General features: G+C 47.4%; 15 protein-coding genes. 11 read left to right on the plus strand and 4 right to left on the minus strand.

Translation table 11 applies throughout. The annotated features are described in order from the left end of the window. The first annotated feature begins 66 nt into the window (after positions 1–66). From hemE to AC0YNT_RS04225, 7 genes are all read left to right on the plus strand, one after another. Positions 67–1137 carry a uroporphyrinogen decarboxylase gene (hemE, locus tag AC0YNT_RS04195; RefSeq protein WP_475803495.1) on the plus strand — a complete coding sequence of 357 codons (1071 nt, stop codon included), beginning with the start codon at positions 67–69 and terminating at the stop codon, positions 1135–1137. Beyond that, positions 1130–2077 carry a ferrochelatase gene (gene hemH, locus AC0YNT_RS04200; RefSeq protein WP_475803496.1) on the plus strand — a complete coding sequence of 316 codons (948 nt, stop codon included), beginning with the start codon at positions 1130–1132 and terminating at the stop codon, positions 2075–2077. The genes hemE and hemH overlap by 8 nt, the downstream gene beginning before the upstream one ends. A gap of 16 nt (positions 2078–2093) precedes the next feature. Continuing rightward, positions 2094–3542 (plus strand): protoporphyrinogen oxidase, encoded by a 1449-nt coding sequence (hemG, locus tag AC0YNT_RS04205; protein ID WP_475803497.1) that lies wholly within the window; start codon positions 2094–2096, stop codon positions 3540–3542. A gap of 101 nt (positions 3543–3643) precedes the next feature. Continuing rightward, positions 3644–4987 (plus strand): CapA family protein, encoded by a 1344-nt coding sequence (locus tag AC0YNT_RS04210; protein ID WP_475803498.1) that lies wholly within the window; start codon positions 3644–3646, stop codon positions 4985–4987. Between the two features lie 27 nt (positions 4988–5014). After that, the gene (locus tag AC0YNT_RS04215) at positions 5015–5758 is read left to right on the plus strand and encodes a glycerophosphodiester phosphodiesterase (protein WP_475803499.1); all 744 of its coding nucleotides are present in this window, start codon (positions 5015–5017) and stop codon (positions 5756–5758) included. Between the two features lie 113 nt (positions 5759–5871). Further along, positions 5872–6729 carry a DUF92 domain-containing protein gene (locus tag AC0YNT_RS04220; protein ID WP_475803500.1) on the plus strand — a complete coding sequence of 286 codons (858 nt, stop codon included), beginning with the start codon at positions 5872–5874 and terminating at the stop codon, positions 6727–6729. 95 nt (positions 6730–6824) lie between these two features. Continuing rightward, the gene (locus AC0YNT_RS04225; protein WP_475803501.1) at positions 6825–7580 is read left to right on the plus strand and encodes a class I SAM-dependent methyltransferase; all 756 of its coding nucleotides are present in this window, start codon (positions 6825–6827) and stop codon (positions 7578–7580) included. A gap of 789 nt (positions 7581–8369) precedes the next feature. On the opposite strand, the gene pepF is transcribed toward AC0YNT_RS04225, so the two are convergent. From pepF to AC0YNT_RS04240, 3 genes are all read right to left on the minus strand, one after another. Continuing rightward, the gene (gene pepF / locus AC0YNT_RS04230; protein WP_475803502.1) at positions 8370–10160 is read right to left on the minus strand and encodes an oligoendopeptidase F; all 1791 of its coding nucleotides are present in this window, start codon (positions 10158–10160) and stop codon (positions 8370–8372) included. Positions 10161–10345: 185 nt separating this feature from the next. Beyond that, the gene (locus tag AC0YNT_RS04235; RefSeq protein WP_475803503.1) at positions 10346–10522 is read right to left on the minus strand and encodes a hypothetical protein; all 177 of its coding nucleotides are present in this window, start codon (positions 10520–10522) and stop codon (positions 10346–10348) included. A gap of 213 nt (positions 10523–10735) precedes the next feature. Beyond that, positions 10736–10969, minus strand: a complete 234-nt coding sequence (locus tag AC0YNT_RS04240; protein ID WP_167280030.1) for a hypothetical protein — start codon at positions 10967–10969, stop codon at positions 10736–10738. Positions 10970–11155: 186 nt separating this feature from the next. On the opposite strand from AC0YNT_RS04240, the gene AC0YNT_RS04245 reads away from it, so the two are divergent. Further along, complete coding sequence (locus AC0YNT_RS04245; RefSeq protein ID WP_475803504.1) at positions 11156–11860, plus strand: class I SAM-dependent methyltransferase; 705 nt, start codon at positions 11156–11158, stop codon at positions 11858–11860. A 74-nt stretch (positions 11861–11934) separates the two neighbouring features. Further along, on the plus strand, positions 11935–12132 hold the full coding sequence (locus AC0YNT_RS04250) for a cold-shock protein (RefSeq protein WP_167280032.1): 198 nt from the start codon (positions 11935–11937) through the stop codon (positions 12130–12132). Between the two features lie 74 nt (positions 12133–12206). Here the strand turns inward: AC0YNT_RS04250 and AC0YNT_RS04255 are convergent, their stop codons facing one another. Beyond that, positions 12207–13391, minus strand: coding sequence for an MFS transporter (locus AC0YNT_RS04255; RefSeq protein WP_475803505.1), 1185 nt, complete (start codon positions 13389–13391; stop codon positions 12207–12209). Between the two features lie 155 nt (positions 13392–13546). On the opposite strand from AC0YNT_RS04255, the gene AC0YNT_RS04260 reads away from it, so the two are divergent. Both AC0YNT_RS04260 and AC0YNT_RS04265 read left to right on the plus strand, forming a co-directional pair. Then, positions 13547–13864 (plus strand): hypothetical protein, encoded by a 318-nt coding sequence (locus tag AC0YNT_RS04260; protein WP_475803506.1) that lies wholly within the window; start codon positions 13547–13549, stop codon positions 13862–13864. A 78-nt stretch (positions 13865–13942) separates the two neighbouring features. Next, the gene (locus AC0YNT_RS04265) at positions 13943–14971 is read left to right on the plus strand and encodes a tetraprenyl-beta-curcumene synthase family protein (RefSeq protein WP_475804072.1); all 1029 of its coding nucleotides are present in this window, start codon (positions 13943–13945) and stop codon (positions 14969–14971) included. Positions 14972–14977: the final 6 nt, after the last annotated feature.

Below are 14977 nucleotides of genomic sequence, written 5' to 3' on the forward strand. Positions count from 1 at the left end.
GTTAGGGGTAACGAAAACGGGCATAATGGAAATTAGTGAAAAAATACAGAAAAGAGGAACGGCATAATGAGCTATAACGACCGTTTCATTCGGGCATGCCGGAAGGAACTTGTAGACCGTGTACCCGTATGGTACATGCGTCAAGCAGGACGTTATGATCCTGAATATCGCAAAATTAAAGAGAAATATTCGCTCCTTGAAATTTGTAAGCAGCCTGAGCTTGCGGCAGAAGTAACGATGATGCCAGTACGCAAGCTTGGCGTAGATGCGGCTATTTTATATTCTGATATTATGAATCCAGTTGCTTCAATTGGTATCGATTTCGATATTGTTGCTAATATTGGACCTGTCATTGCGAATCCAATTCGGACAGCGGCTGATGTTGAGCGATTAAAGCCAATTGATGTGGAAGGTGATCTTGGCCATGTGCTGGAGACGATCCGGATCTTGGACAAAGAGCTTGAAGTTCCACTTATTACGTTCGCAGGTGCACCGTTTACGATTGCCAGTTACTTGATTGAAGGCAAGCCTTCGAAAAACTACCTGCGTACCAAAGCATTGATGTACAGCGAACCTAAAGTATGGTTCAGTCTTATGGACAAGCTTGGTGATATGGTTATCGCGTATTTGCGCGCCCATATGGCTAATGGAGGCAAAGCATTCCAGCTGTTCGACAGCTGGGTAGGAGCGCTTACTCCTGCTGACTTCCGCATATTTGTATTACCGACGATTGAGAGAATTTTCGCAGAGCTGTCGGATTTGCCGCAGCCGAAAATTTATTTCCCTGGCGTAAGCTCAGGAGAATTGCTTCCTGAACTTCACAATCTGCAGGCAGATGTAATTGGACTTGACTGGCGTGTATCGATTCCGGAAGGCCGTCGCCGTCTAGACGGTAAGTATGCAGTACAAGGCAACTTGGATCCGGTCATCCTGACCGCACCAATGAGTGTGATTGAATCGTACGCTGCTGAGATTATTGATCAAGGTATTGAACAGTCTGGATTCATATTTAATCTGGGTCATGGCTTGTTCCCGGAAGCATCACTAGAGAAATTAACAGAATTAACGGCATTCATTCACTCCTATTCGGAGAAAGCTATTGCAGCGCGAGAGGGGAAAGAAACGAGCCATGTCTGATATCCATAACAAGATTGGTGTCCTTGTCATGTCTTATGGCACACCACAAAGCCTTGATGATGTTGAAACTTACTATACTCATATCCGCCGCGGCCATGCTCCAACACCGGAGCAGTTGAAAGAGCTGACAGACCGCTATGAAGCGATTGTTGGCGGCGTGTTCCCGCTGCGTGAGAATACGAACGGACAAGTGGCAGGCTTGCAGGATAAGCTGGAACAGCTGGCACCTGGTCAATATGTTTGCTACCAGGGCCTCAAGCATGCGGTTCCTTATATCGAAGACGGTGTAGAGCAAATGGCCCGTGACGGTATTAAAGAAGCAGTAGGTATTGTACTTGCACCTCATTATTCCGTAATGAGCGTAGGTTCGTATATCAAACGTGCACAGGAAAAAGCAGATGAGCTTGGCATCAAGATGTCGTTCGTCAAAGAATATCATCTTCATCCTAAGCTGCTTCAAGCGCTTAGTGATCGTGTAACGGACGGCTTGAGCCGTCTCGCGCAATCTTCCGGTGATGCTAAGCCTGTAAAAGTATTATTCAGCGCACATAGCCTTCCGGAGAAAATCCGCGAAATGGGCGATCCATACGAAGAGCAGCTGCTGGAAACATCGGCAGCGGTAGCGAAGCTGTCCAATGTGGATGAGTCCACTTGGCAGTTTACTTGGCAAAGTGCTGGCCGTACAAGAGAGCCTTGGCTTGGTCCAGACATTTTGGATACGCTGAAGACACTTGCAGAGGAAGGCGCTAAGGCCGTTCTTGTTGCACCTGTTGGTTTTGTATCCGATCATCTCGAAGTGCTGTATGACCTGGATCTTGAAGCAAAGCAGGCGGCTAGCGAGATTGGGATTACGCTTGAACGGATTGCGATGTTGAATAAAGACCCACTCTATATGGAAACGTTAGCGGAATCGGTGATGAATGCCGGTTCTTTGGAATAGTGAAAGGATGAAGAACATGCGGAGAATCGGAATGATTGATCGAATTGTCGTAATCGGCGGGGGGATCAGCGGACTGAGCTCCGCTTTTTATTTGCAGCGGGAAGCGGAGCGGCAAGGGAAAAAGGTGCAGATTACGATCGTAGATGGAGCACCTGTCCTTGGTGGAATAATTAATACGCTGCAGCGTGACGGTTTCGTCATTGAGCGGGGGCCGGATTCATTTTTGTCTCGTAAGCTGCCTATCATTGAATTAGCAAAAGAATTGGGCATTGAGAATGAACTGACTGCGCAAAACGTAAACGGAAAAACCTCCTATATTATGCGTGATGGTAAACTTCATCCCATGCCAAAGGGTATGGTTCTTGGTATTCCGACGAATCTGGATACGTTTATGCAGACGACTTTATTATCGGATGAAGGTAAAGAGCGGTCTTTAAAAGATCTTGAGATGCCAAGTGAAGCACCGGAAGGTGATGAGTCATTAGGCGATTTCTTGTCACGCCGAATTGGCCCTGAGATCGTGAAGCATATTTCGGAACCACTTCTGGCAGGCATTTATGCGGGTGATCTTAGCAAGCTGAGTATTCAAGCGACATTCCCGCAATTTGCAGAAGCAGAACGGAACTACGGAAGTCTGATTCGCGGCACTCAGATGCAGCAGCAGAACAAAGCGCCGCAGGAGGTGCCTGATTATTTGCCGGAAGAGATTAAGAGCAGTGTCTTCTTAAGCTTCAAGGAAGGGTTATCGACGATGGTAGAAGCCCTTGACCAGGCGCTGCAAAGCGTTGAACGCCGGATGAGCGAAGAGGTTGTTGAGATCAAGCCGCTGGATGATGAGGACGCTTCTGCACGATACGAAGTTGTCTTGGCATCAAGAGAGGTTGTCCCTGCCGACCATGTTCTCGTAAGTGTACCGGCTTTTCGTGCAGCGGACCTGCTTGAGCCATTGGTAGAAGTGCCCGAGCTTCGAGCAATTAATTATGTATCGGTTGCGAATGTTGTGATGGCTTTCGAGAAATCGACCTTTAACGCTACTTTTGATGGATCAGGATTCCTTGTGCCACGCTCGGAGGGGCTTCGAATTACAGCCTGCACATGGACGTCGAACAAATGGCTTCACACGAGCCCGGACGATAAAGTACTGCTCAGATGTTATGTTGGCCGATCAGGCGAAGAGGAGTCTGCGAAACTTCCGGATGAGGAATTAAAGCAGGCTGTCCTTGAAGATATTCAGAAGGTGCTTGGTATTGATGCGAAGCCGATTTTTACGGTAATTACACGTCTGCCGCGCTCAATGCCGCAGTATCCTGTAGGGCATTTGGAAAATACGGTCACGTTCAGAGAACGGCTGTCCGAGCAGCTGCCTGGCGTCTTTGTAACAGGTGCAGCTTTCGGCGGAGTTGGTCTGCCGGATTGTATTAAATCGGGGAAGGAAACGGCGTCTGCAATTCTAGCAACTCTATGAAACTTTCGCAATATGCCATTAACCTTGCTATAATGGAAGCGACTACTTAAAAAGAATTGCGAAGCAATTCTTGCTTCGTAAGCATGAAAAGGAGCCGATCCATGTACGCATCCCGTACGGAAGCACATCAGCATGAAAAACGAAGACGCAAGAAGAAATTCCGCCTTCTGTTAACCGTGAATTTGATGATCATTGGCCTCATTATCGTAGCGGCTGCGGTTTGGGCCTCCATGCAGGACGGTGGCATCTTCAATAAGGATAACAAGCAGCCAACGCAGAATACAGCAGCTATTGATGATCCTGATGCTACCCAGCCTGCAGCGGAAGAAGATCCTGTAGTTAGCACGGATCCTGTGGAGTCTTCTGCTCCAGATGACAGCAGTGCCGGTGGAACAGCTAATGAAGATGAAGGTACCAAGAGCGAGGATAACAGCCAAGACGGCCAGTCTGATCAAGCGGCTACTCCTAACGGAGGCAGTACTTCGAGCGGCAGTGCAGTAGGCGATACCGTCAGTCTGGCGTTCGTAGGGGATATTTTGCTGGCGGAAAGTGTTGGCGACATGATGAAGCAGAATGGGGACGACTACCCGTATCAGAAAGCGCGATTCCACCTGAGTGAACCTGATCTGACCGCTGCTAATCTGGAATACCCGGTTACCGACCGAGGAGTTCCAGCTGAGAACAAGCAATTTGTATTTAAAGGTGATGCAGGAGCACTGCCCGCACTGAAAGACGCAGGCTTTGACGTTGTCACACTAGCTAATAACCATACACTGGACCAAGGTGTTGAGGGACTGCTTGATACGATGGATCATCTCGATAGTGCAGGGATTGATCATGTGGGAGCAGGCAAAAACGATACGGAAGCTTTTGCACCGGTTATTAAAGAGGCACAGGGCATTAAGGTTGCCTACATCGGAGTAAGCCGTGTCGTTCCAATTGGCTCATGGAAAGCAGAGAAGGATCGCGCAGGAGTAGCTGAATCCTATGATACAACAAGGGCGAAGGCAGCGATTAAGAAAGCGAAAGAAAAAGCTGACATAGTCGTTGTGATGGTCCATTGGGGGATCGAGAAGGCAGATCTACCGGAGGAGTATCAGCGGGATTTTGCACGGCAATATATTGATTCGGGCGCAGATCTTGTGATTGGCAGCCATCCCCATGTTCTACAAGGTTTTGAACAGTACAAAGGTAAGTGGATTGCATACAGCTTAGGCAATTTTATTTTTAGTGCTTATCCAAAAGGAAAACAAGCAGATACTGGTGTACTTAATGCCGTATGTACAAAAGCCGGCGATTGCGATCTGAAATTAGATGGAATGACAAATAATCTTGCACAGCCTAAGCCACTTGAAGCAGAGTCGGCTAAAGCGCTGTTTGACCGTTTAAGTACGATCTCCTTTGGAGTGAAGCTGCGAGCGGATGGTACGGTTGTACCGAAATAACGAAGGCGAAAGGATGGTGAGCACCTTATGAGAAACTCATGTGTCGCACATCGCGGCTGGTCCGGACGTGCACCAGAGAACACACTTGCTGCTATTCAAATGGCTATTAATGAGCCGGATGTAGAGTGGGTCGAACTCGATGTGCAGCTGTCAAAGGACAATGTGCCTGTCGTCATTCACGATTACAAGCTGAGACGGACAACAAATGGTCGAGGCGAAGTGAAAAATTTTACAGCAGCGGAGTTGACTGCGCTTGATGCAGGAAGCTGGTTCTCGCCTATGTTTAAGGACGAAGGCATTCCGCTCCTCAGCCAAGTGCTTGAGCTGGCATCCGGACGCATCAAGCTCAATATTGAGCTTAAGACAGATGGCATTCGATACCCGAAGCTTGAGGATCATGTCATTAAACTTGTTCAAGACTATGGTCTTGAAGACAGTGTGGTATTAACATCATTCCATGCTGGAACACTGTTTAATGCCAATAAGCTGACTGGCGGAAGTATTCGGACGGGTCTCATCCTGGACGGTTGGCGGAATACGCTGCCTCTGGAACTGAAGCAAATGGGAGCAGAGTTCCTGTCTATTGAACACGGCAGACTGAACTCTTCTCGTATGGAACTGTTGAAGCAATCGGGGATTCAGGTGATGGCTTGGACGCCAAACGATGAACGTACGATTCGCAAGCTCATTTCGATTGATCCCGACCTAATGATCTGTACCAATTATCCAGATCGCTGGCAGAAGGCGATGGTTCTGGCTGGAGTTCGGTAGTGAACGGGGAGATTTGCTGGTAGATCGAAAAGAGGCCTACATAGGGTTGATGGATGGTAGAAGACGTATGATAGAAGAGATTGCCGTTCAAAGAGTGCTGAGGAGCGTAGAACATGGTTGGATGGATAGATGAATGGTGGCTTAGACTGCTTGCTGGACTTATTGGAAGTGGACTAATTGCTGCCGCGGCTTATCGGACACGCTCGTTATCAGGCTCAGGGGCTTTGTCTGCGATGATTATGGGGACCGGGTTCGTAACATTTGGTGAGCCGGTATGGTTTGGCTGCCTCATAGCCTTCTTTATCTCTTCGACAGTTTGGTCGAAATGGAAGAAACGCCATAGAGCAAAGGCTGCCGCAGAGGCCAATTACGAGAAGACTGGCAGGCGTGATGCCGGTCAAGTATGGACTAATGGCGGCATTGGTCTCTTGCTTTGCATCGGGAATGCAATACAGCCCGATGCAGCATGGCTCTTTGCTTATATCGGCGTAATGGCCGCCGTAAATGCAGATACATGGGCCACCGAGATCGGGGCACTAAGCCGTACCGCGCCGCGATCGATTACGAGCGGCAAGCGGGTAGCCCCGGGCACGAGCGGCGCGATTACGCCGCTCGGCACGCTTGCAGCGCTGGCTGGAGCCGCCTTCATTGGCGGCGTCAGCGCAGCGCTGCTGGCGCTCCCGCAGCAGGCTGATGCCGCTGCGGGTAGCGCCTCTGGCGGCGCGGCGGCGGTAGTTATCGCCGCTGCTGCCGCCGGCCTGGCCGGCTGCTTCGCCGACTCGCTGCTCGGCGCCACCGGCCAGGCCATGTACCGCTGCCGGGTATGCGGCAGCGAGACCGAGCGCGCTGCCCATTGCGGGACGGCAGCGGAGCGTGTGCGCGGCTTAGCCGCGCTCAACAACGACAGGGTGAACCTCCTGTCGTCGGTCTTCGCTGGCCTGCTTGGCTGGGCCATCGGCGCCTTGTTTTAGAACAATACCCCTCCAAGAGTTAGCCTGCAAACACAGGGCTAGAGCCTGGCAGGGGTATTTTTTGAGTCCAAATTATTGGAAGAGGAGATGCACATATGAACAGCAAGGAGCGTTTCTCTGATCGAGTAGATCAATACGTCAAATATCGTCCAAGTTATTCGAAAGAGGTTATCGATTACCTTTACGAGGCAATAGGCTTCCGTGAGGACTCCGTTATTGCCGATCTAGGAGCGGGAACGGGTATATTCACTAAGCTGCTGCTCGAACGGGGGAGCGAAGTCATAGCGGTTGAGCCAAATGCCGATATGAGGCAGGCTGCCGTCGATCAACTTAGCACTTATCCAAGCTTTCATGCAGCTACAGGTTCTGCCGAGGAGACTGGTCTAGCAGCTAATTCGGTTGATTTTATCGTCTGCGCACAGTCCTTCCATTGGTTCGACCGTACGGCGGCGCAAGCCGAGTTCAGACGTATATTGAAGCCAGGCGGCAAAGCAGTTCTTATATGGAACTCGCGTTTAACAACCGGTTCACCATTCCTTGAGGGTTATGACCGGCTGCTCCGAACCTACGGTATCGATTACGAGAAAGTAGGACACAAAAATATTTCCCAGGATATATTAACTCCATTCTTTAAGGATGGAGGACTATACAAAGCAACTTTCCCTTTGGTTCAGCCGCTCAACTTCGAACAATTAAGCGGACGGATGTTATCCTCCTCCTATGTGCCATTGCCAGGACATCCAAACTTTGAGCCATTAATGGCAGAACTCCGCCAACTATACGACGCCACCCAAGAAAACGGCCTCATTTCCTTCGACTACGAGACCGAAATTTACTACGGCGAAGTCTAGTTTTATAAAAATCCTCCTTAAGGATACCGACATCCTCAAGGGGGATTTTTCGCTTAACGATATACCCTATCGTCAAGCTCGGCCGAAACCACGTAACCAACACCCTTTACCGGTACCGCACATCGTTAAGACTCCTTAATCAGCTTTATAACTCCAGAAATGACCCAAAAACCCGCATCTTAACGATACGCCATATCGTATAGTCTTAATAAAACCATCAAATGATCGTTCTTAACGATATCGTACATCGTATAGTTATCCTATGCGACTCAACTAACTCCATCCGCATACGCACTATTCCAGGGAGGATGATGTTATGCAACACAAATCCCATGAAAAATCCGATACAGCTTCATTTATTTTCGAAGTTTTCTTCGAGCTGTTGGTCTATGTCCCCCGATTATTATTCCGTCTAGTCAGATGGATCATTGATTAGGTATGAGCAAAGGGGAATACACCTTCGCCCCGCTGGTAAGAGAGTGGAGTGTGTTTACACCAATCAACGAAGCAGTGAAGAAAATCTCCAATAAAAAAAGCCAGACTCGAAATAAATCGAGTCTGGCTTAATTCTGTCCCTCCACACGAAGTGGAGGGCGTATTTTTTGAAAAGTGATGGGAGTGTGGAGAGAGCGGGAAAGTATCTCCTGTAGGAGTGGAGCGTCTGCCTTTGGAATCGAGAATGTACCGCTAGGTATAATTCAAATCATTCCCGATTCCAACAGCAGCCGTATAGTAGATACTTTTCCGTCCTCGGAACCATCCCATCAGAAACTTTTTCAATGGAGGAGTTTACTTCGTTAACTCCTCCATTTGAGCAATCAAGCTCTCAAACACGCTCATCGCTTGCTCAATTGGCTCTGGCGTAGACATATCAACGCCGGCTTTTTGAAGGATGTTGATCGAGAAGTCGCTGCCTCCGCTTTTCAGGAAGCCGAGGTAACGGTCTACAGCAGGTGCGCCTTCCTCGAGAATTTGCTTCGAGAAGCTTGTTGCTGCAGAGAAGCCCGTTGCATATTTGTACACATAGAAGCTGTTGTAGAAATGCGGGATACGAGCCCATTCCATCTCTATATCTTTGTCTACGACCATGTCTTTGCCGTAATACAGCACGTTCAGATCATAGTAGATTTTGCTCAAATCCTGCGGAGTAAGCGATTCGCCTTGCTCGGTTTTCTCATGAATGATTTTCTCGAACTCGGCAAACATCGTTTGACGGAATACCGTCGTGCGGAACTGATCTGCATAGTAAGTCAGCAGGTACATTTTTTCCTTGTTATCTGTGGACTTGCCAAGCAGGTAATCCATCAGAAGAGCTTCGTTCAGCGTCGATGCTACTTCCGCTAGGAAGATGGTGTATTGCGCGTCGCGGTAGTTCTGATTTGTATCCGAGTAATAGGAATGCAATGCATGACCCATCTCATGCGTCAACGTGAACATGCTGTTCAGGTTGTCTTTATGATTCAGCAACACATAAGGATGCGTGCCGAAAGCGCCCCAGCTGTATGCGCCATTCCGCTTGCCTTCATTCTCGTAAACGTCGATCCAACCATTATCAAAACCATCCTGCAGCACAGTCAGGTAATCCTCACCAAGCGGCTTCAAGCTTTCTTTTACAGTCTTTTTCGCTTCATCATACGAGATTTCCATATCGAATTCGTCAACAAGCGGCGCAAACAGATCATACATATGGAGCTCGTCAACGCCAAGCAGCTTTTTACGCAAATTCATGTAACGGTACATGAGCGGCAAATGCTTATGAATCGTATCGATCAGGTTCGTATAGACGCTTTCCGGAATGTTATCGCCATACAGCGACATACCAAGTGCGGAAGGGTATTTACGAGCCCGTGCGTAGAAAATGTTTTTCGTAACGTTTGCATTCAGCGTTGTTGCGATTGTATTTTTCAATTTGCCGTATGTATCGTACATCGTATGGAAGGCATTCGCGCGAACTTCGCGGTTTTTGCTCTCCAGGAATTGGATATAGCGGCCTTGTGTTAGTTCAACTTCTTCGCCAGCTTCGTTTTTCACTTTAGGGAATTTAAGATCTGCATTGTTTAAAATGCTATAGATCGAGCCAGGAGCTGAGCTCACATTACCAACCTGCGCCATAAGCGCTTCTTCGGATTTGGATAATACATGTGCTTTCTGACGGCGCATTTCCTCTAAAGTATGTTTGAATACAGCAAGATCTTTATTCTCGATCAAAGCATCCAATTCAGTATCAGATAAGGATAATACTTCTGGAGTAACGTAAGAAAGGGCTTCGCCTGTTTCTACACTAATTTTTTTCGATTTGTCAGACAAAGCCTGATAAGTAGGCTCAGCCGTATCTTCGTGGTGCTTCATGTTGGCATACACATAAAGACGTTCCACATGCAAAGAGAGTTCATCTTCGAGCTCGAAACAAGCCTTGAGCTGAGCAGGGTCTGCAAGCTTTCCTTCAAAAGCACCGACTTTCTTGATCAATGCTTTCGCCTCGGCGTATTCTTTATCCCAGGCAGCTTGATCGGCAAACAGGTCTTCCAGCTTCCAGCGGCTTTCTACTTCAGTTTCGGAACGCTTAGGTACGTGATTCATTGAACTCCTCCTCGATACGGTAATTGATGATTGGTTATGTGATGAATCTTGCTTACCGGCATCGGCAGCCGCCGAACCGGGAGCAAGGCATAACACTAATAGGACAGGCAGCCATTTCATTCGCGGAAGTTCACCTCTAGAACACATTTTGTCCTAGTATGTCCGGTGGAGCTTCCAATCATGTCTTAAGTTCCCAGTGTAAAGAAGCTCCACACAATAAGGAAAAAGGCGAATGCGATCAAAACGATGGAGAAAATGGCCATCCACTTGCGCAGTCTAGGTGCCATGGAATCGCGCTTGAGAATAACGAGGCCGCCCAGCACGAAGGCGGAAACAACAAAAATAACATTAGCTGAGCCCATTTGTACCTCCTAAAAGAATTGCGAAGCAATTCTACATCGTAAGCATTCGCTTAAGAATTGCGAAGCAATTCTTACATCGTAAGCATTCGCTTAAGAATTGCGAAGCAATTCTACATCGTAAGCATTAACTCAAAGCAAATCTTTGCTTCGTAATGGTCTATGCAGCACGATGTAACGATATGTTCGCCGCACAGGTTAATATTTCCTGCAACATCACACTTCTTTGAGTGCTTTAATAATATTTTCGCGTTCCTCTTCGCGGCCAACAAATTTCTCTGGCTTGAAGCGGTTTTCGGCCCAATGCATCATTTCTGGACGGCTGACGAAGGTATGGCATTCCTCGCCCCATTGATCGGAAATTTCACGGACGATCAAGGTTTTTCCTTGAACCTCCACGGTAAGCATATTGTATTTATCTGTTTTAAAGATTTCATGTTTTTTAAACATAAGTTGTTCCACCTTCCATGCAAATTGATATACTCTTCATCATAGCCAAATTCAAGGGTGGAAATCAATAATAACTAATGGTAGAATTAGTCTATTCTGCCGGTAGGCGGAATTTCAGGGGAGTAAGCTGCTCACCTGACAGAACTGAGAAGAGTTTAGATGAGACGAGATGAGGAGAGTGCAGGGATGAGTAATAACGTGTATGAGCAGGTTGGCGTGGCAATGACATGCCGGGGATTTGATGAGTATTTGAGGATGTTTGATTTAACAGAGCAGAATTTGGCTCAGGGTAAAATCCTGGATGTGGCCGGAGGCGGCTCTTCCTTTACAGCGGATGCGGTAAGCAGAGGATACAATATAACAGCTGTTGATCCAAGGTATATACAGGATACACGGCAATGGATCGAAGAAGCAGCAATCGAGATTGAATCTTCAACAGCCAAGCTTGAAAAGCTGAAGGAGCATTTCGACTGGAGTTATTATGGCAGTCTGGAGCAGCATCGTGCTGGACGTATAAAGTCACTTGAGCGGTTTAGAGAACATCTCATGTCGGCAGACGGGCGAGGCTATTATGTGGCAGGCTCATTACCTCAGCTGCCTTTCGAGGATGATTCTTTTTCACTTGTATTATGCAGTCATTTCCTGTTCCTATATGCAGAGCAATTTGGTTATGAGTTTCACAAGCAGTCCATTCTTGAGTTAATGCGAGTATGCAAGCCGGGGGGAGAAGTTAGGATCTATCCGCTTCATTCCTTAAAATGGGAACCATTCGAGCGAATGAATGAACTGCTTGCAGCCATAATAAAGCAGGGCGGTGAGCCGGAACTCTTACCGTCATATCTTCCTTTTATCCCGGGATCTAGTCAGTTGTTACGGATCACCATTTGTTGATTTTTCCAAATTAGGAAGATATAATGGGTTTACTCGTCGTTCAAGCGGCGGTTATTTTAGGAGGTTGTGTTCATTTGAAAGGTACAGTTAAATGGTTTAACGCTGAGAAAGGCTATGGCTTCCTCTCAGTAGAGAATGGCGAAGACGTGTTTGTGCATTATTCCGCTATTCAAGGCGACGGCTTCAAGGCACTTGAAGAAGGTCAGTCGGTAGAGTTCGATGTTACACAAGGCAATCGCGGTGCACAGGCGTCCAACGTCGTTAAATTATAAGATCAAAGACTTATAAGCACGCAAGAGAGCAAGAGAGATCCTTCTCATTATGAGAGGATCTCTTTTTATTTTCGCTATGAACGATTCCGTTCAAACAAATGCTTGCCTAAGAACAGGATCGCCGATAAGAGGGCTAATGCCGCACCAATCTGATAAAATGCGCTGCGTCCATAGTGTTCGAATATAAATCCGCCAACCGTACCGCTGATTAGCCCGGCTAGTCCCGACCATACGACCGCATAAACGGCCTGCCCCGAAGAGCGATACTCATCAGGAATCAGGTTCGATAGGTAACGAAGCGCTGTGGAGAAGTAGATGCCAAAGCTTACGCTGTGCATCAGCTGTGTACTCAGCACAGCTACTGGATTATCCAGCTCGGAGGCTAACCAGAAACGCAGCATATACATAAGGCAGGCAAAGATGAGCAGCGGCAGCTCCTTGAATTTATGTCCGTACTTGCCCATAAGGAACAATACCGGAATTTCACTTACCGCAGAGAACAGCCAGGCTAGTCCGACTTGTGAATCCGTAGCTCCCATTTGGCGCAGCGCAACAGCCAGGAAGCTTTCGTTCATCCGATGACTGATCGATACAAGTAATATAATGAAGAAGAAGAATAAGACCTCGGGTTTACGAAGCAATTTGAGGAAGCCGGAAAATTCGATTTTTCGCGTACTTCCGCGATAATCCTTTAACAAGAAGGACAATAGTATCGTAATGGTAATCGTACATAAGCCTATGGGCAGCGTCCATACTGATCCGATCTCCTTCAAGATCAGGCCAAACAGATATGCAGATACCGCAAAGCCCAGCGAACCAAAGATACGAATGAGTGCATACGGTGTTTTGATATGCTGGCTGGCAAGTAATATTAAACTGTCGCTGAGCGGGTTCATTGGTGTCTGGAAGAAGTAAAATGCCGTCATGACCAGGCAGATCAGTCCAAAATGATGAACCGGGAACAGCAATGAGAGCATCGCCAGCTGCCCGAATAACAGCAGAGTTAGCAGCTTCCTGATCGTTTGGAACTTGTCGCTCGCCATGCCCATCAGCAGATTAGCGAAGATTGAAATAAATGGACCTGTAGAGTAAATGATGCCGATCTGATGAGCAGAGAAGCCTTGATCCATAAAATATAAGGGGATATAGGAAATAAGAAGAGCCTGCGTCGAATACATCGAAAAGCTGAAGGCCCTTAGAGAGAGGGTATCCCGTTTAGCCGATGCAACGGAAGGCGCCGTGTTGTCTGAATGATCCATGAGATTTCCTCCTGAAAAGAATTAACGCGCGTTCTTTGCGATAATTCTTACTTCGTAAGCATGTACTTTACAAAAACAACATTGTTAACCAGTATAGCATGATGTGCTGGATTATTGCTTGTTGAAATGGTACATTATTGTCTGGAGGTTCACGAATGTTGATGTATCGGTTCGAGTGGAATGAGCGGCTGTTGATTGCGTTACCTGTCCTGGAAGTTGACTGGGAGCATTACGACTCCGCAGAGCAGATGGACATAGTAGAACAATGGGAGCTCATTAGGGGAACAATCCCGGATCGGGTTATGGAGTTTGAACGAATCATTAACCACAAGCAGAATGAATTGTATGAGGAAGATGATTTCGAAGAGTCTTGCCGAATTAATGCGGAGATTGCAGAATATGCGAGCCGGATTAACGATTTGCATATCTGGTACCGGACGAATCAGGAGTTAGATTCTCGCCGGCATTCTTAATGCTGTTTATGAAGGGGGTGCCTTGTGAATTCATCAACAGTGGCTGGCAATCGGGTACCCGAAAACCCTCTGATCCTTATGCATCGTGTCTATAAGTACATATTGCCTGAGGTGAATATCGAGCTGCGTAAGCTGCGTCGAATAGCTGAACAGATTCCGGATCCAGAGCTTCGGACCCAAGCGCTCCAAAGCATGGACAGCAAGAAATTTCATTGCCAGGGCGGTGCCATCTATGCCGCAATGAATCTGGATCAGCGGTATGTTCTTATACCGCTTATTGTAGCGCTACAAACGATAAGTGATTACTTGGATAATTTATGTGATCGCAGCACCTCGCTGGATCCGGATGATTTCAGGCTGCTGCATCAATCGATGCTGGATGCGATCAATCCAACCGCACCAATGCAGGACTATTATGCTTTACGTACAGAACGCAATGATGGTGGGTATTTGCATCATTTGGTAAATTTATGTCAACACTGTGTTTCAATGCTTCCTTCCTATTCTATCGCTGAGCCTTATGTTGCCGAGCTGGTTGGACTGTACAGCGATCTTCAGATATATAAGCACATCAGGCAGGATTTGCGGGAAGAGTGTCTGCTCACTTGGTGGGACAAGCATGCTAAGCGCTATTCTAATTTGTATTGGAATGAATTTGCGGCTGCGACCGGCTCGACGCTAGGCATGTTTATGCTGTTTACTGCGGCGAGTGAAGAGAATCTATCTCCAGAAGACGCGGAAGCAATTAAAAATATATATTTTCCACATGTGTGCAGCCTGCATATTATGCTCGATTACTTAATCGATCAGGAAGAGGATCTCGCCGGTGGGGATTTGAATTTCTGTCATTACTATGACAATCAGCATCAGCTAGTCGAACGCATTGTGACAATCGTAAATCGGGCCAGAGAAGATGTGAAGAGACTCCCGGCGTCCGGGTTCCATCGGCTTATTATTGAAGGGCTGTTAGCTCTTTATTTATCCGATCCTAAGGTGCGAACACAATCAGATGTGAAGGCAGCATCTCGCAAGCTGATGAAGAAAAGCCCGCTTACCCGCCTGTTTTTTTGGATTAACAGTGTTTGGATTCGAAGACTACAGGTTTAGATAATA

This window comes from Paenibacillus sp. J22R56 (assembly GCF_056269375.1).